The 24160-nt window shown below is 61.4% G+C and carries 17 protein-coding genes, 1 tRNA gene and 2 pseudogenes; 8 read left to right on the top strand and 12 right to left on the bottom strand.

Features of this window, described 5'->3' with window-relative positions:
• Nucleotides 1–3 precede the first annotated feature (3 nt).
• Entirely contained in the window at nt 4–1425 is a 1422-nt protein-coding gene (locus tag AB4Y43_RS28635; protein ID WP_368729338.1) for an aldehyde dehydrogenase family protein, read from the bottom strand.
• Nucleotides 1426–1526: 101 nt separating this feature from the next.
• On the opposite strand from AB4Y43_RS28635, the gene AB4Y43_RS28630 reads away from it, so the two are divergent.
• Nucleotides 1527–2480, top strand: coding sequence for a LysR family transcriptional regulator (locus AB4Y43_RS28630; RefSeq protein ID WP_368618352.1), 954 nt, complete (start codon nt 1527–1529; stop codon nt 2478–2480).
• A 241-nt stretch (nt 2481–2721) separates the two neighbouring features.
• On the opposite strand, the gene AB4Y43_RS28625 is transcribed toward AB4Y43_RS28630, so the two are convergent.
• The 8 genes from AB4Y43_RS28625 to AB4Y43_RS28590 all read right to left on the bottom strand — a co-directional run bounded on the left by AB4Y43_RS28625 (nt 2722) and on the right by AB4Y43_RS28590 (nt 11224).
• Nucleotides 2722–4038, bottom strand: coding sequence for an MFS transporter (locus AB4Y43_RS28625; protein ID WP_368729337.1), 1317 nt, complete (start codon nt 4036–4038; stop codon nt 2722–2724).
• 68 nt (nt 4039–4106) lie between these two features.
• Nucleotides 4107–5264, bottom strand: a complete 1158-nt coding sequence (tcuB, locus tag AB4Y43_RS28620; RefSeq protein ID WP_256094609.1) for a tricarballylate utilization 4Fe-4S protein TcuB — start codon at nt 5262–5264, stop codon at nt 4107–4109.
• A 43-nt stretch (nt 5265–5307) separates the two neighbouring features.
• Entirely contained in the window at nt 5308–6717 is a 1410-nt protein-coding gene (gene tcuA / locus AB4Y43_RS28615; RefSeq protein WP_368729336.1) for an FAD-dependent tricarballylate dehydrogenase TcuA, read from the bottom strand.
• 73 nt (nt 6718–6790) lie between these two features.
• Nucleotides 6791–7732 carry a LysR family transcriptional regulator gene (locus AB4Y43_RS28610; protein WP_069263039.1) on the bottom strand — a complete coding sequence of 314 codons (942 nt, stop codon included), beginning with the start codon at nt 7730–7732 and terminating at the stop codon, nt 6791–6793.
• 291 nt (nt 7733–8023) lie between these two features.
• Entirely contained in the window at nt 8024–8284 is a 261-nt protein-coding gene (locus AB4Y43_RS28605; protein WP_069263040.1) for a hypothetical protein, read from the bottom strand.
• 111 nt (nt 8285–8395) lie between these two features.
• A complete protein-coding gene (gene groL, locus AB4Y43_RS28600) occupies nt 8396–10018 on the bottom strand; it encodes a chaperonin GroEL (protein ID WP_368729335.1) in 1623 nt (540 codons plus the stop codon).
• Nucleotides 10019–10093: 75 nt separating this feature from the next.
• Nucleotides 10094–10411, bottom strand: coding sequence for a co-chaperone GroES (gene groES / locus AB4Y43_RS28595; protein WP_069263488.1), 318 nt, complete (start codon nt 10409–10411; stop codon nt 10094–10096).
• A gap of 168 nt (nt 10412–10579) precedes the next feature.
• Entirely contained in the window at nt 10580–11224 is a 645-nt protein-coding gene (locus AB4Y43_RS28590) for a diguanylate cyclase (protein WP_368729334.1), read from the bottom strand.
• Between the two features lie 180 nt (nt 11225–11404).
• Between AB4Y43_RS28590 and AB4Y43_RS28585 the strand changes: the two genes are divergently transcribed.
• From AB4Y43_RS28585 to AB4Y43_RS28565, 5 genes and pseudogenes are all read left to right on the top strand, one after another.
• On the top strand, nt 11405–11968 hold the full coding sequence (locus AB4Y43_RS28585; protein WP_368729333.1) for an Hsp20/alpha crystallin family protein: 564 nt from the start codon (nt 11405–11407) through the stop codon (nt 11966–11968).
• 44 nt (nt 11969–12012) lie between these two features.
• A tRNA-Lys gene (locus AB4Y43_RS28580) sits at nt 12013–12088 on the top strand.
• A gap of 174 nt (nt 12089–12262) precedes the next feature.
• Nucleotides 12263–13399 (top strand): tyrosine-type recombinase/integrase, encoded by a 1137-nt coding sequence (locus AB4Y43_RS28575; RefSeq protein WP_368729332.1) that lies wholly within the window; start codon nt 12263–12265, stop codon nt 13397–13399.
• An 814-nt stretch (nt 13400–14213) separates the two neighbouring features.
• A pseudogene (locus tag AB4Y43_RS28570) lies at nt 14214–14514 on the top strand (H-NS histone family protein).
• A 762-nt stretch (nt 14515–15276) separates the two neighbouring features.
• Nucleotides 15277–16680 (top strand): hypothetical protein, encoded by a 1404-nt coding sequence (locus AB4Y43_RS28565; RefSeq protein ID WP_368729331.1) that lies wholly within the window; start codon nt 15277–15279, stop codon nt 16678–16680.
• A gap of 334 nt (nt 16681–17014) precedes the next feature.
• On the opposite strand, the gene AB4Y43_RS28560 is transcribed toward AB4Y43_RS28565, so the two are convergent.
• Both AB4Y43_RS28560 and AB4Y43_RS28555 read right to left on the bottom strand, forming a co-directional pair.
• On the bottom strand, nt 17015–18205 hold the full coding sequence (locus AB4Y43_RS28560; RefSeq protein ID WP_368729330.1) for an O-succinylhomoserine sulfhydrylase: 1191 nt from the start codon (nt 18203–18205) through the stop codon (nt 17015–17017).
• Between the two features lie 908 nt (nt 18206–19113).
• Nucleotides 19114–21477, bottom strand: coding sequence for a PAS domain S-box protein (locus AB4Y43_RS28555; protein WP_368729329.1), 2364 nt, complete (start codon nt 21475–21477; stop codon nt 19114–19116).
• Between the two features lie 277 nt (nt 21478–21754).
• Between AB4Y43_RS28555 and AB4Y43_RS28550 the strand changes: the two are divergent.
• Nucleotides 21755–21916 (top strand): annotated as a pseudogene (locus AB4Y43_RS28550) (type II secretion system protein GspG); the annotation flags it as partial.
• A gap of 383 nt (nt 21917–22299) precedes the next feature.
• Entirely contained in the window at nt 22300–23040 is a 741-nt protein-coding gene (locus AB4Y43_RS28545; protein ID WP_368729328.1) for a sulfite exporter TauE/SafE family protein, read from the top strand.
• 690 nt (nt 23041–23730) lie between these two features.
• On the opposite strand, the gene AB4Y43_RS28540 is transcribed toward AB4Y43_RS28545, so the two are convergent.
• Nucleotides 23731–24160, bottom strand: a 430-nt coding sequence (locus AB4Y43_RS28540) for a bacteriohemerythrin (RefSeq protein ID WP_368729327.1), incomplete at its 5' end; no start/stop codon positions are given.

The following is a 24160-nucleotide window of genomic DNA, read 5'->3' as shown; positions in this document are numbered from 1 at the left end:
GCATCAAAGCACGCCGAGCGTGGACTTCGGTTCCAGAAACGCTTCGATCCCGAAGGCGCCGTACTCGCGCCCCATCCCCGATTGCTTGAAGCCGCCGAACGGCGCGGCCGGCTCGTGGGCGAGCGTATTGACGAGCACGCGGCCCGCTTCGATCTGCGTGGCCACGCGGCGCGCACGCGCGACATCGGTCGAGAGCACGTAGGCTTGCAGGCCGTAGGGCGTGTCGTTGGCGATCTCGATGGCGTGCTCCATGTCGCGATACGCGATGATCGAAAGCACCGGCCCGAAAATCTCCTCGCGCGCGATGGTCATGTCGTTCGTCACGCCGCTGAACACGGTGGGACGCACGAACCAGCCCGACTCGATACCTTCGGGCCGCCCCGCGCCGCCCGCAATCAGGCGTGCGCCTTCGTCGATGCCGATGCCGATATAGCGCTGCACGCGTTCCCATTGCTTCTGGCTCACCATCGGGCCGACGCTCGTGCGCGTGTCGCGCGGATCGCCCGCTTGAATCTGCACGACGGCTTCCACGACACGCGCTTCGAATTCGACGAGCCGCGACTGCGGCACGAGAATGCGCGCGCCCGCAATGCATGCTTGCCCGCTGTTCATGAAGCCGGCCTGCAGCGCGAGCGGCACGGCTACGTCGAAATTGGCGTCGTCGAGCACGATGACCGGCGACTTGCCGCCCAGTTCGAGCGTCACGCGCTTGAGCGTTTCCGCTGCCGTGCGCAGGATCGACCTGCCCACTGCGGTCGAGCCCGTGAACGAGATCTTGGCGACGTCGGGATGCCCGGCGATGCGCGCGCCCACGGTGTCGCCGTGGCCCGTGACGATGTTGAGGACGCCCGCAGGCAAGCCCGCCGAATGCAGCGCCTCGGTCACGATGCGCGTCTGGATCGCGCTCATCTCGCTCGGCTTGATGACGGCCGTGCAGCCCGCCGCGAGCGCGGCTGCCAGCTTGCCGCAGATGAAGCCCGCGTCGCTGTTCCACGGCGTGATCAGCCCCGCTACGCCAAGCGGCTGCATGGTGACCTCAGCCGTGCCTGCGCGCCGCGTGAATGTGTAGCTTTCCAGCGTCTGCGCGGCGTCGCGCAGCACGTTGGAGGCGTGCTGCGCCATCCAGCGGCCGCGCGAGACCGGTGCGCCGTACTCCTGCACAATCGCTTCGAAGAGCGCGTCCTCGCTCGCGACGACGGCCTCGTGCAGCGCCATCAGCATCTCGATGCGCTGCGCCTTCGGCGTGCGCGAAAACGCCGGGAACGCGCGCTTCGCGGCGGCGATCGCCGCGTCAGCGTCCGCCGCGTCGGCGAGGCGCACGCGGCCGATCACCGTCTCGGTCGCGGGGTTGAAGAGGTCGAAGTGTTCCTCGCCGTGCGGCGTGACGAACGCGCCGTCGATATAGATTTTGTCGATGATCTGCATGGCTGTTCCAGAAAACGTGAGTCGATGAACGCAAGATAGACGCCTTGCATTGCGTTGACTAGCCGTACAATAAAGCATGACCTGTTGAGCGATTTGGGACAATGAAAACATCGGGCCTGGTGGAACTCGAAGCCGTGCTGGCCGTGGCGCGCCATCGCAGTTTCCGCGCGGCGGCAGACGAACTGAGCGTGTCGACTTCGGCGCTCAGCCACGCGGTGGCGGCGCTCGAAGCACGCATCGGCGTGCGGCTCTTCAACCGCACGACGCGCAGCGTGGCGTTGACGGAAGCAGGCGCGCAGTTCGTGGGCAGCGTCGCGCCCGCGTTGTCCACGATCCGCGAGGCGCTCGACCAGGCCGGGAGCTTTCGCGACACGCCCTCCGGCACATTGCGCATCAACGCTTCGGTAGGCGCGGCGAAGCAGGTGATGCCCGTTTTCATCGCTTATTTGCAGCGCTATCCCGAGATGAAGCTCGATCTCGTTACGGAAGGGCGGCTCATCGACATCGTGGTCGAAGGCTACGACGCCGGCGTTCGTCTCGCCGAAACGGTGCCGCAGGACATGATCGCCGTGCCCTTCGGCGACCGTCAGCGTTTCGCAGTGGTTGGCAGTCCGGAGTACTTTGCGAAGCACAAGCCGCCGCGTACGCCAGCCGATCTGAAGGCGCATCGCTGCATACGCAGTCGCATGCCGAGCGGGCAAATCTACCAGTGGGAGTTCGAGCGGCGCGGGCAAGCCGTGCGCGTGGACGTGGAGGGCACGTTGACGCTCGACGAGCCCGGTCTCATGCTCGCGGCCGCGCGCGATGGACTCGGCCTTGCATATTTGACCGAATGGAACGTGAATGCGGACCTGGCGGCGGGCACGCTGGTGCGCGTGCTGGAGGACTGGACGCCGCCGCTCGACGGGCTGTGCCTCTATTACACCGGGCGGCGGCACGCGCCGGCGGGGTTGCGCGCGCTGATCGAGACGATTCGCGCACACGCCGACGCCGTGCGTAAGCGTGCTGCCGCGCCCGCGAAAAAGAGCCGGCGCGGGGCTGCCACCAAGGGTTGATCGTGGCGCACGCGATCATCGCCGGTTCCGATCGCGACTATCGTGGATTCCCGTTTCCGTTGCGTACGGTCCGAACGCAATACCGACCTCTCCACGATGGAGAGACGCATGGAAACGGACATCACGAATCGAACCGCGCGCACGAAGACCGCGAACGTCATCATTCAAGGTTTCTCAATGCCGACACGGCAAAGGGACACCGCGGTGGCCTCGCTTGCGGTGGCTGGCGCAGGCGTAGCGTTCAGGCGAGCGATGCGAACCGCCCGGCTGCGCCGCCCCGGCGATACAGCACGAGAGTCGCGACGAGTCCGCACGCGGCGGCGAAACTGAGCCAGTATCCCGGCGCGGCCTTGTCGCCGGTAATCTCGATGAGATACGTCGATACGGCGGGCGTGAAACCACCAAAAACCGCGGTGGCGAGACTGAAGGCGAGCGAGAAACCGGCCACGCGGACCTCGGCGGGCATGACTTCAGTGAGTGCTGCAACCATCGCGCCGTTGTACATGCCGAAGAAGAACGAGAGCCACAGCAGCACGACGAGCATGCGAGCAAAGCTCGGCGCCGATGACAGCCAGGAGAGCGCCGGATACGACGTGCAGATAGCGAGCGCGGTGATGGCGATAAGAATCGGCCTGTGGCCGATGCGATCCGAGAGCGCTCCACCAACGGGCAGCCAGAAGAAGTTCGAGAGGCCCACGCAAAGCGTGACGATCAGGCTGTCTGCGGTAGTGAGCTTCAGAACGGCTTTGCCGAAGGTCGGCGTGTAGACCGTGATGAGGTAGAACGTGGTAGTCGTCATGGCGACCAGCATCATGCCCGCGAGCACCGTCCGCCAGTTTTGCAGCATCGTGGCGAACACTTCGCGTGCGCGCGGATGGTGCGTGCGCGCCTTGAACTCGTCGGTTTCCTGCAGCGTGCGTCGCAACAGAAAGATAACCGGCACGATAGCGCAACCGACGAAGAAGGGAACGCGCCATCCCCATGCGCCGATTTCACTGGCCGTCATCAGATGGTTGAGCAGATAGCCGAGAGCGGCTGCGACCACGATTGCGACCTGCTGGCTCGCGGACTGCCAACTCGTATAGAAGCCCTTGTGCCCCGGCGTCGCCATTTCCGCCAGATAGACAGAGACGCCGCCCAGCTCGGCGCCAGCGGAAAAGCCTTGCAGCAGGCGCCCGAGCAGCACGAGAGCGGGTGCCAGAAATCCGATCGTCGCATATCCGGGGACGCACGCGATCAGGATCGTTCCGCTCGCCATGATCGACAGTGTGACGATCAACCCTTTGCGGCGCCCCACTTCATCGATGTATGCGCCCAATATGATCGCGCCCAGCGGGCGCATCAGGAAGCCCGCGCCGAACACGGCGAAGGTGAGCATCAGCGAGGCGAACTCGCTCGTGGACGGAAAGAAGATGCGCGAGATGTAAGTCGCATAGAAGCCGAAAAGAAAGAAGTCGAACTGCTCCAGAAAATTGCCGCTGGTCACGCGCAGCACTGCGCCAAACTTCGACGTTCGGCCATGCGCGCTATCCCCGGCGTTGAGCGATGAGGGATGCATGAGTTGTCTCCATGGATGTGTTATGTGAGTGCGGCCGCCCGTCGAAGGTATTGCCTCGAGGACCGCCGTTAGTCCGAGCCGGGTTGCAGGCGGCTGGCCTGTCGTTTTTCGATCGATGACTTGAGAAGCGCCGCACAGCGATAGATTCCGTGGGCGAATTTGCCGTAAGGCAGCGTGGCGAAGAGTGCCATCACGACGCCGAGGTGGAGGGCCAGGAGCCACGCCATCGCGGCGGTGTCGCGCCACGCGAGGAGCGCGAGACCCGAAACGCTGGTCAAGAGCAGCAGCGCGATGAATCCACGGTCCATCGGGCGCTGCTTCGGATCGCCCCGGCTCGGGTCGCGGCGCAGATTGAGCCAGAGCAGGCCCGCCGGCCCGACGAGCAAACCGGCACCACCCGCTGTGCCGAGCATCACGGGCAGACTCAGGACCGGGTAAGGCGCGTGCAGATTGAGCGCATAGTGATAGAAGGTGGCCACCGCCGTAGCCGCGAAGCACAGCATGAATCCATAGAAGGTCAAATGATGGAAACGCCGGCGTGCGAGCGTAAAGGCGTCATTCGACTCGTTGCAGCCGTCGCCATGGCCTCCGTCGAGATACGTCAGGGTAAGCGTGTGCTTCGCGGCCTCGGCGATGGCCGGCGCGCTGGCCGGTCCCGCAGACACGTCACGCCAGAATCTCGACACGCCGACGCCGAGCGCGAGGATCGCGAAGCCGAAGACCGAACCGAACATCGCCGCGAGCAGGTTATGCGGGAAAATCGCATAGAAATTGCCGCCCAGATTGCCTGCGAACAGCGAACCCCTGAACCCGATGCCAAGCATCAGAAAGAGGGCGAGTCCGATCGCGAGTGCAAGCGCGACGGTCAATCCGTTGCGCTTGTAGAGTGCGCCCATCGGTGCGGGCCACGCATACTCCGCATAGGTTTCGACACGGACTTCGGCCATCGCCTTCGGCACGTTCACGGCGAACTCATGTGGCGGCGCATACTGGCATGCGTGATAGCACGCGCCGCAGTTGTGGCACAGGTTGGCGAGATAATTGACGTCTGCCTTGGCGAATTCGAGGCGCCGTGTCATCGCGGGAAAGACCGCGCAGAATCCTTCGCAGTAACGGCACGCGTTGCAGATCTGCATCTGCCGTGCGACTTCCGCTTCATTTTGCGTGAGCGGGAGCACGCGGATTGTCCGCGCCGCGGGCTCGCTCGTGGCCGTGTAGCCGGTGATGACGGAAGGCGAGGCGAGTTCCCGCGCCTCGCGGGCAAGCGCTTCAAGCTTTTGCACGTTGAACTCCAGTGTAATGAGCAGCAGCCATCGCAGCCTGTGTGCCGGCAATGCGTCCGAACGCGGTGCCGATCGACATGCCGACGCCCGCGGTATAACCCTTGCCGAGCACGTTGCCGGCCATCATTTCTCCTGCAACGAAAAGGTTGTCGCTGGGGCGTCCGCCGAAATGCACCTGCGCGTGGTCATTCACCTCGAGTCCCAGGTACGTGAACGTGATGCCCGGCCGCAATGCATAGCCGAAGAAGGGAGGGGTATCAATGGGCCGCGCCCAGTGGGTTTTCGCTGGCGTGAGGCCTTCGGTGCGGCAGTCATCGAGTGCCGTGTGATCGAAGGTACCGTCGCGGCACGCGGCGTTGTAGGCGCGAATCGTCTCGACGAAGGCCGCTTCGGGCAAATGCAGTTGACGCGCCAGTTCGCTCAGCGAAGCGGCTTTCGCGCCCGGGAACACCGGAGGCATGAACCGCCCGACGGCCTTCGCGTCGATGATCGAATAGCCGATCTGGCCCGGCTGCTGCGCGACGAGCCGTCCCCAGATCGCATAGCGCTTCGGCCAGAAGTCTTCGCCCTCGTCGTAAAAACGCTGCGCGTCGCGATTGACGACTACGCCGAGCGACACGCAGTCGATACGCGTGCAGATGCCGCCATCATAGAGCGGCGCGCGGGCGTCGATGGCGACGCAGTGCGACTGCGACGGATCGCCAATCGCATCCGCCCCTGCTTCGATCATGTGCTTGAGCAGCAGGCCCTGATTGAAGCGCGTGCCGCGAATGAGAAAGTTGTCGGCGGGCCATTCGCCGCGCTCGTTTTGCCCCCACGCTTCTCGCAGCCACTCGCGATTCGATTCGAATCCGCCGGCCGCGAGCACGCAGGCGCGCGCCTCGAAACGTTGCACGCCGCTGCGCGCCGCGACGAAGCGGCCTGCGTCGAGTTCGATTGCGTCGACAGGCGTGTCGTAGCGGATCTGGACCCCGATCGCTTCGGCGCTGCGGTAGTAGGCGTTCACGAGCGCTTTGCCGCCGCCCATGAAGAACGCATTGGTCCGCGCGACGTGCAGGGCCCCGGAAAGCGGCGGCTGAAAGCGCACGCCGTGCTTGCGCATCCACGGACGGCATGTCGACGATGCCCGGATCACGAGCCGCGCGAGCGCCTCATTCGTGATGCCGCCGGTCACCTTGAGCAAGTCTTGCCAATATTCCTCTTCCGGATAAGCATCGACCAGCACGTCTTGCGGCGCATCGTGCATGCAGCGCAGATTGCGAGTGTGCTGGGAATTTCCGCCGCGCCATTCGCGCGGTGCCGATTCGAGAAGCAGGACGGAGGCGCCGGCTTCTCGCGCCATCAAAGCGGCACACAGCGCGGCATTGCCTCCGCCGATTACAAGAACGTCCACCATCTGGGTTGTCTCCTTTGAGACAACTATAAGAAGCTCCGTCCGGCGCGGCCATCAGGGAGACGGCAAGGGGTCTTCAGGATTCGTGAAGGGCGGGTTGGCGCAGCGTTGCGCCGGGCCAGCGGCCTGCCAGGACGGTATCGCGCGCGACATCGGCGAGTACGACGCGCGCGGCAAGCCCCGCGGGAGAAAGTTCGTCGTCCGAGACGCTCGCAATCAGGTTCGGTCTTGTCGCGTATGCCTCGACGAGCGGCACGCTCGCCAGTGAAGCGTTTTCTGCGCGTGCGAGCGCCGCTCCGGGCTGAATCGTCGCGCCGAGTCCACCGCGCACGGCGTCCATGAGCATGGCGAGGCCGTCGACTTCGGCGGCGATGCGCGGGGTGTAGCCAGCGCGCTTGAATGCGGCGTCGAGCAGTGCGCGAAGGCCGTGTGTGCCGCTCGGCAGGATCAGCGGCAGGGGGCCCAGTTTCGCAATCGACGTGCGCGATCTTGCGGGCATGCCTTGCAGCGTCGACGCGCCTATTACGAACAGCCGTTCATCGAGCAAGGGCATGACGCTCCAGCGCTGCGCGGGCTCTTCACGAAACAGAATCGCGAGATCGATTTGCCGGGCGCCGAGCATCGCGCCGAGATAACCGGAGAGGCTTTCGACCATGCGCAGCCGCACGTCGGGATACCGCTCGCGCATTGCCTGCATGAACGCGAGACCGAGCACGCCTGTCGTGCTCGGCGCGAGGCCCACGCTGACATGGCCCGAGAGGCGAGCCTGGCGCGCGGCCAGTGCGGCATCGTCGACGTGGCGCAGCGCGAGTTGCGCCTGGCGCCAGAAGGCGAGTCCCGCGTCGGTGGGAACGACGCCGCTCGAAGTTCGCTGTAGCAGGCGCGTCGAGAGTTCGCTTTCCAGCCTGCTGATCTGCTGGCTGAGCGCCGACGTGACGATGCCTAGCTCGAGCGCGGCCTTGCCCATGCTGCCGTGTTCGACGACGCTGACAAAATATCGCAACTGCCGAAGTTCCATCGAAAGTCTCAGAGTATGCGGTCCCGGAGAACCGGTTCGCGCGCATCCAGTTAGTTTCCGCTGCTCGATGCCCATAAGCGCGGCTAACGTAACAGGTTCGCCACTTGCCATTTCATCATGAATCGGGCCCGGCGTCGCGATCGAGTGGGGTTCCCGTCTGATCGAGGCAGAGATCGGGCACGCCGGGAGGAAGCCTCGTTGATGAGCAGGCGCGCGCTCGCTTATCGTCGGATTTCATGCAGGAATGCGAATAGAGTCGCGTGCGGAAAGCCTATTATTTCGGCTGTCTGCTCACGGTGAATCGTCTGCCATCAGATGGCGGATTACGAGCGCCGGGTCGGCAATCTCCAGAATCAGCCGCCGAAGGATGCGCCTGCGCATATGCTCTTCGTCCAGGATCCAGGGTTTCCCCTTCTCGCTCAGATAGCGCGCGAGGGCGTCGCGATGGTCCTCGCCGTCAGGCAGATTGAGCCGCACGGCGAGTAGCCCCGCCACGACATCATCGATCTCGACGTCGAGCGGTCTTGAGTCAATATGAAGTTCGAGTTTCATGACGGTTATGGTGCAAAAAAAGCGGCACCGCTCCCGCGAAGACAGGAAGAACGATGCCGAAGAAATGCACCGGCCGGGCTTGATGACCGGTGCAGAGCGGAACCGATGCGGTCAGTACTCCAGTTCCGGCGCGCTCGCCTGCGCCGGCTTCTCGTCCTTCGGCGCTTCGGCCACCGTTGCATCCGTCGTCAGGATGAGCCCTGCAATCGATGCCGCATTCTGCAGAGCCGTGCGCGTGACTTTCGTCGGATCGACTACGCCCGCCTCGACAAGATCGCCGTATTCGCCGGTGGCCGCGTCGTAGCCGAAATTGCCCTTGCCTTCGAGCACCTTCGCGATGACCACCGAAGGCTCATCGCCCGCATTCGAGGCGATCACGCGCATGGGCGCTTCGAGTGCGCGCAGCACGATCTGAATGCCGGCGTCCTGATCACTGTTGACGCCTTTCAGGCTCGTCACGGCCGAACGCGCACGCACGAGCGCGACGCCACCACCCGGCACGATGCCTTCGTCGACCGCCGCACGCGTGGCGTGCAGCGCGTCGTCGACGCGGTCCTTCTTCTCCTTCATCTCGACCTCGGTGGCCGCGCCGACCTTGATCACGGCCACGCCGCCCGCGAGCTTCGCGACGCGCTCCTGTAGCTTTTCGCGGTCGTAATCGCTCGTCGCTTCCTCGATCTGCCTGCGGATCGAGTGCACGCGCGCCTCGATGCGCTTTTCGTCACCGGCGCCATCGATGATGATGGTGTCGTCCTTGCGGACCTCGACGCGTTTTGCTGATCCGAGATCTTCGAGCGTGGCCTTCTGCAGCTGCTTGCCGGTTTCTTCCGAGATGACGGTCGCACCCGTGAGGATGGCGATGTCCTCGAGCATCGCCTTGCGACGATCGCCGAAGCCGGGCGCCTTGACGGCGGCGACCTTCAGGATGCCGCGCATCGCGTTGACCACAAGCGTGGCCAGTGCTTCACCGTCAATGTCCTCCGCGACGATCAGCAGGGGCTTGCCTGCCTTGGACGTCGCTTCGAGAACCGGGAGCAGGTCCCGGATATTCGAGATCTTCTTGTCGTGCAGCAGGATCAGCGCGTCATCGAGATATGCGGCCTGCCTGTCGGGATCGTTGATGAAGTAGGGGCTCACGTAGCCGCGGTCGAACTGCATGCCTTCGACCACGTCGAGTTCGTTCTCGAGTGACTTGCCGTCCTCGACCGTGATTACGCCTTCCTTGCCGACTCTCTCCATCGCGTCAGCAATGATTTTCCCGATTGCCTCGTCAGAGTTGGCCGAGATGGAACCGACCTGAGCGATTTCGCGGTTCGTCGAAATCGGCCTGGACAGCTTGCGCAGTTCGTCGAGCACGGCGGCGACAGCCTTGTCGATGCCGCGCTTCAGATCCATCGGGTTCATGCCCGCGGCGACGTGTTTCATACCTTCCTGCACGATCGCCTGGGCAAGCACCGTGGCTGTGGTGGTGCCGTCCCCCGCCACGTCGGCGGTTTTCGATGCAACCTGTTTCACCACCTGCGCACCCATGTTCTCGAAGCGGTCCTTCAGTTCGATTTCTTTCGCGACCGACACGCCATCCTTCGTGATGGTCGGCGCGCCGAAGCTGCGCTCGATCAGCACGTTGCGGCCTTTGGGTCCGAGCGTGACCTTCACGGCATCGGCGAGCACGTTCACGCCCTTGACGATGCGGGCGCGGGCGCTGTCATGGAATTTGACGTCTTTGGCACTCATGTTCTTGCTCCGGGTAAAGTCGTTGACTCGACACGTCGCGAACGACCGGGCGGGTGTCCGCGACCGGTCGAAAGTTCAGGCGGCCTTGCGGGCGGCGCTGCCGTCGGCCTCGAGGACGCCCATGACGTCCTCCTCGCGCATGACGAGCAGTTCCTCGCCATCGACCTTGACGGTCTGGCCTGCGTACTTTCCAAAGAGAACCTGGTCACCGACCTTCAGCTGGAGCGCGCGCAGCGTTCCATCCTGCAGCAGCCGGCCGCTGCCGACGGCGACGACTTCGCCCTGTTCTGGTTTTTCTGCCGCTGAATCGGGAATCACGATGCCCGAGGCCGTCGTCCGCTGCGTTTCGATTCGCTTGACGATAACCCGGTCGTAGAGGGGACGAATCTGCATTTCCATCTCCTGAGCGATTAAAGGATCACCAATAAGGGAATCCGGCTGCGTGAACGAGGCGCGTGGGAGGCCTCCGTGCAGCCGTGCCAGTGTCTGGCGGAAAGCGAAATAGAGGCGCTGCATTCGAGGTTCAAGAGGGAGCGCGAATCGCAAATGTAACAAAATATTTCAGCGCGGCAAGAGGATACGGCCGACGGTCCCAAGGCGGTAGACCGTACGTCCGAGCGCGCGCTTGTGCGCGCTGCGCGGCTGCGGTTGCACGGGGCAGGGCGGCTGCCGACCGCCGTCCGCATCGAGGCTGTCGTCGGCTTCATCAAGCGCCCGCCACACGCCACTTTTCACCGGTCGGAAGAGCCAGCGCACGTAGCCGCGTCGCGCGGCCAGTCGCATCAGGCCATCGCGATCACTCGCACCGTCAATGAGTGCCCCGTCGGGCGGGATGTCGCTTCCGTAGTCGCCAAACGCCTGGCGACAGGCGAGCGCTTCGGCACCGCCGGCGCCGATCGTATTGCACCCGCGCCGCACTATGCGCTCGACCTCCCACGCACCGAACTGCCAGGCCGCGTCGAGCAGCATGGCGTCGACAGCTTCCACGCTCTGCCAGGGCGCATCAATCTGGATGGCGGTGCCGGGGACTGGCCGCGCCGGTATCTCCACACCGGGCAGCACGAGCGGCGTCGCGCGCCGGAAACCGTGCCAGTGAAGTATCGCGACGAGCGGCGTATTGACCTGCGCAGCGGCGCTGACGGTGACCGCGAAGAGCGGCAGGCGCACGCTTTCGGCCTGTTCCCGAAGTCTGTCGAAAAGGTCCATGAAGCCTCCCGTGGCTTGTTGCAAGGGCCACTTGAAATTTCCGTTCCATGGGCTATTTTATGCATCGTTCCGGCAGCCGCGCCAAGCGTTGCTGTCATGCAGCCAGACTCCCGTGCGGGATCACTGGCGCTTGCGGCTACACAGTCCGGTTGCCCTTCCAGAACATTGGGGGAGGATACGATGAGCCCTGATCCGAGAAGGTGGAATCCCTTCAAGTTCCTTCGAGCAGCTTCCCGCAAGTCCGATGTGCAAGGCCGGGAAAGCACGTCGGCGAGCGAAAACGAACGTGCCTCGATGCCCGACATCGCGCGGCTGTTTTCACGCGAACCATGGCGCGCAATGGAGGAATTTTTTCTTGACCCGTTCGCGGGCCGTGGTGCGCTCGACCGGTGGTTTGGCGACTTCAGTTCGTCGCGTTTCCAGCCGCGTATCGACGTTGTCGACGAAGGACCGGTGCTGCGTGTGACTGCCGAGCTGCCCGGAATGGAGCGCGAAGACGTGAAAGTGAGCGTCGAGGACGGCGCGATCGTGCTCCGAGGTGAGAAGAAGCAGGACGTACACAGTGAAGAGAACGGCTGCTACCGGCTGGAGCGTGCCCACGGACGCTTCGTGCGCACGATTCCGATGCCCGAATATGCCGATCCCGGCCGCGCTCTGGCGAAGTTCGACAATGGCCTTCTCACGTTGACGATTCCGAAAATGGAACCAGCGCCGTCCGCGCACCGGACGATCGATATCGGTTAGGGCAAGCACACGAAAGCGCTGTGACGGCGACGGTGAAGTCGACCGGGTCGTTAGCTCAGCTGGTAGAGCAGCGGACTTTTAATCCGTTGGTCACTGGTTCGAATCCAGTACGGCCCACCATTCGCTGTTCCATAGAACTCCAACATATTCCGATGGAGTAGCCGAAACCCTTGCTGGGTGGGCTTCTCAGGCCGTCGGCTGTTCCGCTGTTTGCTGGCTTGGTCCGTTGACTTCCCCTGCTTGGTGGGGGTAGTTTTGGGGGTATTCTGCCGTCTTCGACAGGAGATACCCCCAATGCGTCTCTCTGATACCGCAATCCGTAGCGCCTGGCCAGGCGCCAAGCCCGTCAAGCTCTCTGATGGTGACGGACTCTATCTTCTCCTGATGCCGACCGGTTCCCGTCTGTGGCGGTTGAAGTACCGCTTTGCTGGCAAGGAAAAACTGCTCGCGCTCGGCACCTACCCAACGGTGACATTGAAGGACGCGCGCGACAGGCGCGAAGAGGCGCGAAAGAAACTCGCGGCGGGATACGATCCGGGCGAAGCGAGGAAGGCGCAGAAGAGGGCGGAAAAAGACCTGGCGACGAACAGCTTTGAAGTCGTGGCGCGCGAGTGGTTCCAGTTGACGAAAGGGAAGTGGGAAGCGGAATACGCGAAGTTGATCATGCATCGACTGGAGCGGGACATGTTTCCCTCCCTCGCCAAACGCCCGATCAATGAGATTACGGCAGTCGAACTACTGACTGCATTGAGGCGAATCGAAAAACGCGGCGCCGTCGACACGGCACATCGATCGTTGCAGAAGTGCGGACAGATTTTCCGGTATGCAGTTGTGACCGGACGGGCAGACCGTGACCCTACGACGGACCTTTGCGAGGCGCTCAAGCCGGCACCCAAGCAACACTATGCCTCGATAAAGGACCCCAAGGAAGTCGGTGCGCTTGTACGCGCGATCCGCGACTACCAGGGAGGTTTCGAAACGAAATGCGCGCTTCTTGTTGGCATGCTGACGTTTGTTCGCCCCGGCGAGCTTCGCAAGGCTGAATGGACCGAATTCGACCTTGTTCAGGCTGAATGGCGCATTCCAGCCGCACGCATGAAAATGAAGGAGCAACATATTGTGCCGCTTTCGCTGCAGGCCGTTGCCGTCCTTGAAAAGCTTCATGCCGTCAATAGCCATGGACGCTACCTTTTTCCCAGCGTTCGGACCAGCGAGCGGCCGATGAGCGAAAACACGGTGAATGCCGCCCTGCGCCGTCTCGGATACACCCGTGAGGAAATGACCGGCCACGGATTTCGCAGTACTGCTTCTACGCTACTCAACGAACTCGGTTGGCCGGGGGACGCAATCGAGCGGCAGTTATCACACGGTGAACGCGACGAGGTTCGGAGCGCTTACAACTTTGCTGCCTGCCCGTACGTCGGAAAATGATGCAGGCGTGGGCCGATCATCTCGATGAATTGGAACGTGGCGCAAGAGTCCTGACAATGCATTTACCGAAGGCGTGTTGAAGTGCCGGGCCGCGGCAGGAACCGCTAGGACTCATCGCCCTGCGTTCATCGCGAGCTGGAATCATCGCTCGCTGTTCAAAGATGCGGGGGGCATTCTACCTTGCGACCCACAAAAGTCCTACATCTTCGCGAATCGTCCGAACCCGGTGGCCCAGGAAGTCTTGAGCCATTGCGCATCGAGATGATCGTTTCGGACGAGGACGACCCCAAGAGAGCACACCCGGATTTCTTTTAAGATTTGGTGACCTGACTTTGAATGACACTGCGTGAGCGGAAGGCCTGGGCACGATCATCAGCGTCGAGACGCATGGCGGGTATGTTCTATTGGTGCAAGTTTAAATAGGTATCCACATGGTTTTGATAGGAATACTTATCTTAATATCCGGCAGACATCCAGTTTGAGGCCGCTGTGGCTCTCCGCGGCGAGAACGGAAAGAGCGTGCGTGGATCGCGTTTGCGAAGCAGCGGGTCGGGCGCTGCGCATGTCGTTGCGCGCACTGCCCGAGCCGGAGTTCGACGGGTTGCGTCGGCAATCACGGGAGTTGGGAGCACGTGCGGTGCTCATGTAGCGTAGCACCTTTCCCGGCGCGCGAAGCTCTCGCTGCCGCCTACGCGCGGCAGCACCGCTTGATTTTCCTATGCAATTCGTAGAATCAGGAGAGCGGCCAGTTATCAGCCGTCCTAAATCGAAGCGAGCTAAGATCGCGATTACTCTGTGTGGACGGAGACAAATCGTGGCAACATTCAGGGAACTGAAGGCACAAATGGCCGCGCTCGAGGAGCAGGCGGCGGCGGCCCGGGCGGCAGAATACGAAGAGGTGCTCGCTGACATCAGGGGAAAGGCTGCCGACTATGGGTTCACTGAGAGCGAAATCCTCGGACGTCGGCGAGGCGGGAGGGCGACGTCCGCAGCGCGCGTCGTGCCCCCCAAGTATCGTGATCCGACGACGGGCGCGACCTGGTCGGGAAGGGGGGCGTGCGCCCAATTGGATCAAGGACGTGGAAGACCGCGACAGGTACCTGATTCGTGAATGATGTCGGACGAAAGTATGCGTCGTTGCTACTTCGAACCAACGAGGTCTGGCAGACGATAAGGCGATGCACACACAGGCAAACTCCGTTACGCAAAGCGGCAGTTTGTGAAGCGCCGACCTTTGCAAATATCATCCAAACCGCCGGAAGGCTCGTGAGACAAGGCTTGTGAGCGGTTTCGGCCTGTCGCGGTGCGCTGTCAGGAGCCGCTTACCTCGATGACCCTGATCGACCCTGAATAGACGTTCGCGTTCGCGAAAAGCGGACACTTGATAGTCTGAGCGAGCCACCGCTAGTGCTTACCGTTCAGTGCGCGCAACTCCTTTATGAGCTGGTACGTAATACCACCGAATACTGTTAAGTAGAGCGGTATTCCGGCCAGAGCCGGTCTCCAACCAGCTCCGTGGTGAATTGATATCGCGAGAACGAAAAGCACCATCCCAACGCCACCTGAATAGGCCACAACAGCGCGCTTATATAAACGCCTGCGAGCGAGATCCGTTTCCCCTGACATACTTCCCCCCGATCTTTTCGCGATTGTCGACGATCCGGCCTGCGATGTCGAACGACCGAAGGTGGCCGCACTGCGTCCCACAACCGGACACGTCGCTCTCGCCGCCCCACGTCTCATGCAACAGGCATAACCGACCCTGAGCGGACGGACGGATTTCCTTAAAACGATCCTTCAAAATCGGGCATCATTCAGTTTCTTTGACACCAGCAAAAGCCGCGGGCCGCAGCCCCAACCAAGCTAAATAAGAATCAATGAATCTTATCTCAAAGATCTTCGGGGCTCGCTCACCTTCGACGGTGCCGGCACAAACGGTCTACCTATTGCCGGGTGAATCGATGTCCCTTCGCGCCGCGCTTGAGACCATTGCCTCCAGCGCCGATCAAGAATTCGTTGCGCAATGTATATCGCACTATTCGGGCTATGTCAGGGAGGCGGCGATTGGGCGGGCGGTCGAGCTTGGCGGCAGTTCGTCTTTAGACTCGATAACAAAGCGTGTGAACGATTGGGTACCCGAGGTGCGGCGGGCTGCGACGAGCGCACTACTTACGCTTTTAGCAACCGTTCCCGCCGAGCACTTTGTCTCCATCATTCCACGACTGCGCGGTCTCATGCTGGCCACGCGTACGGACCACAGGTCTTGGTTGTTCGAATTTGAACAGCGTCTCGTCGAAGCAGGAGGAACCGAAGCGATTGTCGCGGCAATGACTGGCACAGATTTTCGGCTCAGACGCGCCGCGTTTCTCGTTGCTGTAGACCATCAACTTTTGTCGACTAACGAAACGATAGAGCTTGGTCTGAACTCAGGTGACATCGTGCTTGCGAGATCCGCGGTTGCCCTGCTTGACCTTGTACCGGCTTCAGACCGAGCCAAGTACATCGAGCTTGCAGCCACATCTCCGTTTGGTCCCGTACGCCTCGCTGCTTTCAACCTTATTTCGAGCGACAAGAGCAGTTCCGATTACGAGCCCTTCCTGTGGCGTGCGACACTTGACTCGCAGGGTAGCCTGCGGACAGCGGCGGCCCGATTGCTTATCGAGCACGGTAGAGATGTGCTTGGCCACTGCACTGTGCTGCTCGAGACGGGAGGGCTGACTGCCAGACAAGTCCGTGCAGGACTATCGCTTCTCGCGGAGCAGCATGCGCCAGAAATCGTCCCCACGCTTGCGAGGCATGCGGACGACGCACGGGCCGATATCCGCGCCCATGTAGTCGCGCTACAGGCTAAGATTTTGCCATCGCTCAAGGACGAGATCGCATCGCGTGCGCTTCTCGATTCGTCCAGGCAAGTCCGAAAAGCCGGGGTTCGTCTGTGCACTTGTGGAGCGTTTGTCTCTCTGGATCTGCTTAAAGCGGTTCTTATGCAACATGGAGACTATCGCGCCGCACTGGCGGTCTGTGCGAGAGACAGATGGGATCGCCTCATATGCATCGCGCTCATCACAGAACTTAATGTGGTGGGCGAAGACGGTTATCCGGATGTAAAGGAGGCGCTGAGACGTTGGATCGCAGACCCAACTTCATCGTGGACGAAACCCAGTGGCGAGCACCGCCTGATTTTATCCAACCCGGACGCCCGATCACGCCTCTTCGATTTGGCCGATGATCAACAACCGCAGTTGCGTGCTCGGCTGCTAGAAGGGGGTCTAGAGCTTTAGTTCTGGTTCCGGCGCGAACCTGTAGCTGGGCGCAAGGAGGTCGAATTGTTGACGATCTAAGCGCTATTCCTGAGTGGCCCATATTGGCCGAGCAGAGCCCGACGGCGCCGCGCGCTGAACATCCGGGGTATGCGGATCATGCAAAAGGCATAGCTCGACCCACTCCGGTCAGATGACATTCTCCAAACCGGTCGCTCAGCCGACACACAATCGACAACGATCGGCCGTTCGGAGCCGGTGCATTGGTGACATTCAATCCGCGCTCTTAAGGCAGTGGAAATGTTCGGGCGTGTCCTGCTCTGCAGCCGGCTGTCGTTGCCTTGAGGAGGACGCATCAGGGCGTCAAACCGCGCGCGATATCGTCGCGAATGTCTGTCGCGCTCTCCAGACCGACGGCGAGCCGAACAAGACCTTCCGTGATGCCTGCGTCTGCCCGCGCTTCCGGCGTGATTCGCGCGTGCGTCGTGGTAGCTGGATGGGTGATCGTGGTTCGGGTATCACCGAGATTGCCGGTAATTGAACAGATCTTCGTGCTGTCGATCACGCGCCAAGCATTTGCGCGCATTTGCTCCGGTGTGTCGCCATTCAGTTCAAATGACACGATGGCGCCCCCCGCTTTCTGCTGGCGCTTCGCAATCTCGTACTGTGGGTGGGATTGCAGGCCGGGGTAGAACACGCGCTTAACTGCGGGATCTGACTCAAGCCAGCGCGCGATTTCTAGCGCGTTGGCAGACTGTCGCTCGATCCGTACCGACAGCGTTTCCATGCCCTTCAGAAGAACCCACGCATTGAACGCTGACAACGTCGGTCCCGCACTGCGCACGAACGGGAACAATTTCTCCGTTATGAATTGCTTCGATCCGACGAGTGCGCCCCCAAGCACGCGGCCTTGCCCATCGAGGAACTTCGTCGCCGAATGCATCACGATGTCGGCTCCGAGCTTGAGCGGCTGTTGCAACGCGGGGCTACAGAAACAGTTGTCGACCACAAACAATGCGTTCACCGAGTGGGCGATCGCGCCAATCGCCTCGATGTCTGCGATTTCCGTGAGCGGGTTGGACGGCGTTTCGAGAAAGAACATTTTCGTCTCGGGACGGACCGCCTTTTTCCACGCGTCGGGGTTCGTCGGATCGACAAACGTCGTGTTGATACCGAACTTGCTGAAGATCTGAGAGAACATGCCGAGCGTTGAGCCGAAAAGGCTTCGCGAACTGACGAGGTGGTCCCCCGCCTTGAGCGCCGACATCACGACCGACATGATGGCAGCCATTCCCGAGGCCGTCGCGATGCACGCTTCGCCGCCTTCGAGCGCGGCCAGACGCTCCTGGAACATTGTCACCGTCGGGTTCGTGAAGCGCGAGTATGTGTAGTAGTCCCCAGACGACGTGAAACGGTCGGCGGCTTCTGCCGCGCTAGCGAACACAAAGCTGGAGGTAAGGAAAAGCGCTTCAGAGTGCTCGCCGAATTCACTGCGTAGTGTTCCGGAGCGGACCGCAAGGGTGTCGAAGTTGAGGGAGTCGTCCATGTTCGTTCTATTCCGTTATTCTTACGCCGCACGCGCTCGCCGTTGACAGCATCAAGACGCGAGTGCAACGAAAAAGCCCGCTCTGCGTCGGCAGAAGCGGGCTTCGTATGCGGGGATGTTGTCAAGCGTCGATAGCTAGGCTGCCACCCCACCGTTCGCTTTAGCTGTTTCGGGCTTCCCTGCGTCCACAAGTTGAGATCAAATCGACGCAAGCCTAATGCTAGCACCGTGCAGGCCCTAACGGGGCGTGTATCGAGTGCTAGTTTGCGCCACCCTCACTCAGGCCGTCCGTATAGCACCGCCAGACGGGATCATCGTACTTGTAGGCTCGACCGAGGGCGAACCTTGGGTGACCGTTCAGCTAGGATGCATCGAGCTATCGGTTGCAGGCTTTGGCAGCAAGTTACGTGACCTGCCAAGTTCGGCTGCTCTCACGGTGAATCACATTGTCGACGATCGTCATCGCCGGGTTCAACGCCCCTTTTTGGGCCGGCTACGGCCCCACGCGGTCGGCCGTAGCCGTCATAGTGTCTTAAACGACCTCAGCCCTTGACTAAACGTCTGGAAGTGGGCCGCACTGCGTCCCATGATCGGGAACGCCGTCCATCCCCGCACCACGTCTCATGCAGCAGGCATAACCGACCCGCAGCGGTCTTCCGATGCACGTTGGCGCCAACGGCTCGCTTCGAGGGTACCTCGGTCATTCGTTCGGGCAGCAGTTACCGGGGCCAGCTAACAAGACGGAGCAGGTTTGAAGGCCGAACGTCGCGGGCTCCAGAATACTTATCCACGATCAGGCGCACCTAAAGTGCGCTTCTATTTCTCTCGACTCAGCGCTTGGCTTTCCGCTGCGTGAGCCACTTGTTGAGAGCTGGCAAAAATATTTCCTGACATCTTCGGAGAGCACATCAGCTGACAGTGGTCTGCAGGGCGACGCGCAGTTGATCGAGCGTATAGGGCTTGCGTAAGGCGGTCCACTTGAACGCAAAAATTCGATTCCCGGGAACAGGATTTCCCGAAGCGAAAATGATCCCGATTCCCGGACGGATGGCGAATGCGCGCTCGGCCAATTCGAACCCGGAAATATGGGGCATCACGACGTCGGTGACCAGAACGTCAAATCGGTTTGCCGTGAGCGCGTCAAGCGCGGCCGCCGCGCTTGACGCGCGCTCGGGCTCGACTCCGATCAACGCCAGCAGCTCGCAGGTAGCGTCGAGCGACGCAACGTCGTCTTCGACAACAAGTACGCGCATGCCTCCCGGGTTCCAGTTCCTCCGACTTTCATCGGCCACCAGGGTATCTGTCTCATTTCCCGGGGTTTTGCTGTCCGTGCTTCCGAGGACCTGCCGCACTTTGGCAGCAAGTTGATGACGGCTGTATGGCTTGCTCAGCAGTTCCACACCAGGGTCGAGGCGGCCACCATGGACGATCGCGTTATGGGTATAGCCCGACGTATAGAGTACCTTTAGCGCGGGCGCCATCCGGACTGCCCTCCGGGCCATTTCCGTGCTGCGCAACGCACCTGGCATCACCACGTCCGTAAAGAGCAGATCAATATGGATGCCGCTCGCGACGACGGCCAGCGCCTGCTCTGCATTGCTCGCCTTGAGCACCGCATAACCAAGACCAGCAAGAAGTTCGACGACTGTCGACTGAACCTTCGGATCGTCTTCCACGACGAGGACAGTCTCGTTCCCGTGCCTCACTTCCCCCGCGCTGCCCGGGGCGATTTCCAGCGCCGTTTCGGTAGAGCGGGGCAGATAGATCCTGACGGACGTTCCGTGGCCGATCTCGCTGTAGAGCCGGATATGACCTCCACTCTGCTTGACGAAGCCGTAAGCCATGCTGAGGCCAAGCCCTGTACCACGACCTTCCGGCTTGGTGCTGAAGAATGGGTCAAATGCACGTTCCATTACTTCCGGGCTCATACCTGTCCCAGTGTCTGTGACGGCGAGCATCACATACTGTCCAGCGGCAACGTCGGGAAGTGTTGACACATACTCGTCGTCGAGCGTTGCATTCGAGAGTTCAAGCGTGAGCTTGCCACCGTGTGGCATCGCATCGCGCGCATTGATCGCCAGGTTGAGGATCACGTTTTCGAACTGGTGGGGGTCGACCATGACGTTCCAGAGCCCGCCCGTGACCACGGACTCGATCTCGATCGTCTCCCCCAGGGCCCGGCGCAGGAGTTCATCCATCGCGTGGAGTCGGCGTGCCGGGTTGACGACGATTGGTGCCAGAGGCTGCTGACGGCCAAACGCCAGCAGCTGTGAAGCGAGCTTCGCACCGCGCTCTACGGCGTCAACGGCGTTGCCAAGCCGAGCGGCGGCCCAGGCATCACGGCCATACCGGCTCTCGAGCAGCTCCAGATTGCCACGCAAAACCTGCAGCACGTTGTTGAAATCGTGTGCCACCCCGCCTGTAAGTTTTCCCAGGGCCTCCATTTTCTGCGCCTGGAACAAGGCCTTTTGCGTCTGCTCCAGAACTTCGGCTGCGCGCCGTCGTTCGGTAACATCCCGCGTGATCTTGGCGAATCCGACAAGCTCGCCATCTTCCCTGATGGCATCGATCACAACGTGCGCCCAGAAGTGGCTTCCGTCCCGCCGAACGCGCCAGCCCTCCGCCTCAAAGCGTCCCTCGCGTCTCGCCGTTTCGAGGCCCCTGAAGGGCACACCAGCTGCGACGTCTTCGGGTGTGTAAAACCGGGAAAAGTGCGAACCGATGATCTCCTTTTCCGTATAGCCCTTGATCCGCCGGGCGCCGGAGTTCCAGCTCGTGATGTGCCCATCGGGCGAGAGCATGAAGATGGCGTAATCGCTGACGCCCTGAACCAGCAGTCGGAAACTCCGTTCGCTTGCAAGTACAGCCTCGTGAACGGCCTTCTTGTCACTCATGTCCTGGATCACCTTGCCGAAACCGACCAGTTCGCCATTGCCGTCGCGTAACGCTGTTATGACCACGTGCGCCCAGAACGTGGTGCCGTCCTTTCGCACGCGCCAACCCTCCGAGACGTGACGCCCGGCATCCAGCGCGGCGCGGAGCGCCGCTGCAGGTGCACCGGAGGTGCGTTGGGCCTCGGGGTAAAAAAGGGAGAACGGCCGTCCGATGACTTCTTCGGGGCGATAGCCCTGAATGCGTTCACCGCCCGGGTTCCACGTCAGGATAGTGCCGTCAAGCGAGACGGCGAAGATCGAGTAATCTTCGGTCGAGCCAGCCCACAGCCGGAGCCAGGCGGAGCTGAAATCCTCGGACGGAATGGGAGCGTTGTTCATCTGTTCAAATGTGTTGGTGTCTGAGTCCTGACGCGGCTGTCGGGACGTGGCAGTGGCAGCAGCAATTATCAGGCCACGAGGCGACGCGACCTGTCGGTCTTCCAATATCGTCCTGACCGCTTGGCCGTGCTGCTGCATCCCCTACAGCGGGCAGGTCCCACGCGGTCTAGCGACCGCGCCAAGGCACCGTTTGGTCGCGGGTACCGGTGTGGATGTGAGCGATGGCATGTACACAGCCGCGAGTGGGGCGACCGCCATCGTGATGGTCATTCTGGGGAAGGAGGGCGGCTATCTCCAGCGATTGCCTAACGATCCATGGGGCAACGCGTATCGGTATCTCAATCCGGGTGTGCATGGTGAGGTCGACGTATTCAGCTATGGCGCCGACGCAAAGCAAGGCGGTGAAGGCGACGACGCCGATATCGGCTCGTGGGAATAGTGGGCGCCCTTTCACTGCGTCCCGATGCTTAACCGCGGTGGTACCCGTCGATCCGGCTACGTGTGCTGTGTCGTCATGTGTGGATTCTGTGCAAAGGCGAAACGCGACCGACGTGATCTTCTCTCGAAAGGCACGTCGTGGGGGCGGAGCCGACGTTCGAACGTCCGCGCGGAGGTGCGGGGCAGCACCTGTGGGTGACTAAACTCGGAGGTCCATCGACAGCTTGTGCGCAGCAGATCGCCTTGGTCGATGAATTTCTGTAGTCGGCCCGCCGTCGCCGGTCTATCCTGCGTACGGAAGAATGCCGCTACTGCACGTAGAGCGGGCACGCAGCCAGTTTCCGGTGCGTTACTGTTGCTCCAACATCCCGACTAACACGCGCGATGATTGATTTCCAGACACTGCTGATCTACGGTGCGTTTCTGGCGGTTGCGTTGCTCTACGCCAGCACAGGGCAAGCTGGCGCTTCCGGTTACATCGCCATCATGGCGCTGATGGGATACGAGCCCCACAGCATCAAGCCTACCGCGCTTGTCCTGAATATCCTGGTCTCTCTGGTTGCAAGCTGGCGCTTCATACGGGACAGTCATTTTGACTGGGAGTTGTTCTGGCCATTTGCATTGCCGGCCGTACCGATGGCGCTATTAGGTGGCTATATGACGCTCCCGAATGCAGGGTTTGAATATTTACTTGGTGCACTGCTGTTGATCGCTGGAACGCTCTCTCTTGCCCGTGGGCCATTGAACGACCAGACTTTGCGGCCGCCTCCTAAGTCCGTCGCGCTCGCTTGGGGAGCAATTATCGGATTAGCTTCTGGGCTGACCGGAGTTGGTGGGGGCGTCCTGATAACGCCGCTCCTGCTGTTTTGTAGATGGTCATCGGTGCGCACTGCTGCATCCGTTTCCGCGCTGTTCATCCTTTGCAATTCCATCGCGGCGCTGGCAGGTGATTGGACAGCCACAAATCACCTTCCACATGGGATTGGTCCGCTGGCGTTGATGGTGCTTGTGGGGAGTTGGTTTGGGGCATATCTTGGCAGCCGCTGGCTGTCGCCTCGTCAAATTCGTAGCTTGCTGGGCATTGTGTTGATCATTGCCAGCTTGAAACTGCTCTTGCCCGCTTGAATTAGCGTAGCTGGCCACATCATCGGCGATGGCACGACGCATATAGCGAACGCGCGAATACGGCGTACTGCGACGTATGATTGCAGTCATCGTCCGAGCAGCATGCCGGCAGCTAAACTGCTTGCTCGCTAGCAAGTAGCGGCCGTTCGAATGCCTCAAGCAGGATGCCGACGACTGTCTCTTGTTGTCCCGATCTCGGAAGTCCATCGGAGACGTACGCGCAACGGATCGCTTTGATCGGCGAACTTGCGTATTCGACCCACGCCAGCCGTTGGAGTCACCGCGAGGCGAATATCTGCTCGCAAAGGTGAAGCGGTCATTCTTGACATAATAACGGCTCGTTTCCCGACGCTTTTTCATCCACTTTGTGAGCCAATTTTCGTTCTCGGCAGAAATCGCGTCCTCGTACGGCTTGACGAAGCTGGACCACGAACGGCGCGTGCTTTTCGGAAGAAAGTGCCACTCATCAGCAGGTTCTTCGAGTCGGCGTGGGTACGACCAGGATATTGTCGAGGTGGCCGGAGCCACCGGCGATGGGTTGACACATACGCATGAACGAGCCTCTTCTAACGTTTCCGCGGGAACACCCTCTCGAAGGACGCTAAGTGAGCTCCCAAGTCCTGATGCAATTTCCATCGCGTCGCGACGGGTTTGCACCCTGATCATCGTCGGCCATGTTTTCACGCGCAATCAAATCGATCGTCGGAACACGACAGGCTTGCCGCCCATTGTCTGCTTCGTCATCCATGCCGCAAGCGCCGAGTCCAGATAGTCCGCGTGACCAGAAAACCACTCGAAAAGGCGCAGGCCGAGATCTCGCGCCAGTTCCGCGCCGGCTCGTCCTTCCGCGATGGCAGCCTTCACGTCACCGACCGACTTCAGCACTGCCGCATGTTCTTCGATGTGGCAGTCGCGTGGTGGGAAGTTCGTCGTACGCATCCACTCGTCTTCCTGCTCGAAATGGCTAACGGCGTGCTGTTCGAACAGCTCTAGCGCTGCTGCGGCCGTCGCGTCCGAGCACGTCACCAGGCGCAGCGCAAACGTATAGAACTCCTTGTGAACGTCGTCCATCGGCGTGAAGCCGAGTAGTCGCGCGTCGTTCCAGGCAAGACTATTGTCG

Origin of the sequence: Paraburkholderia sp. BR10872 (genome assembly GCF_040965835.1) — a bacterium.
Classification (GTDB): domain Bacteria; phylum Pseudomonadota; class Gammaproteobacteria; order Burkholderiales; family Burkholderiaceae; genus Paraburkholderia; species Paraburkholderia nodosa_A.
Note: the sequence above shows the minus strand (reverse complement) of the source record. Positions and strands in the feature narration are given on the sequence as shown.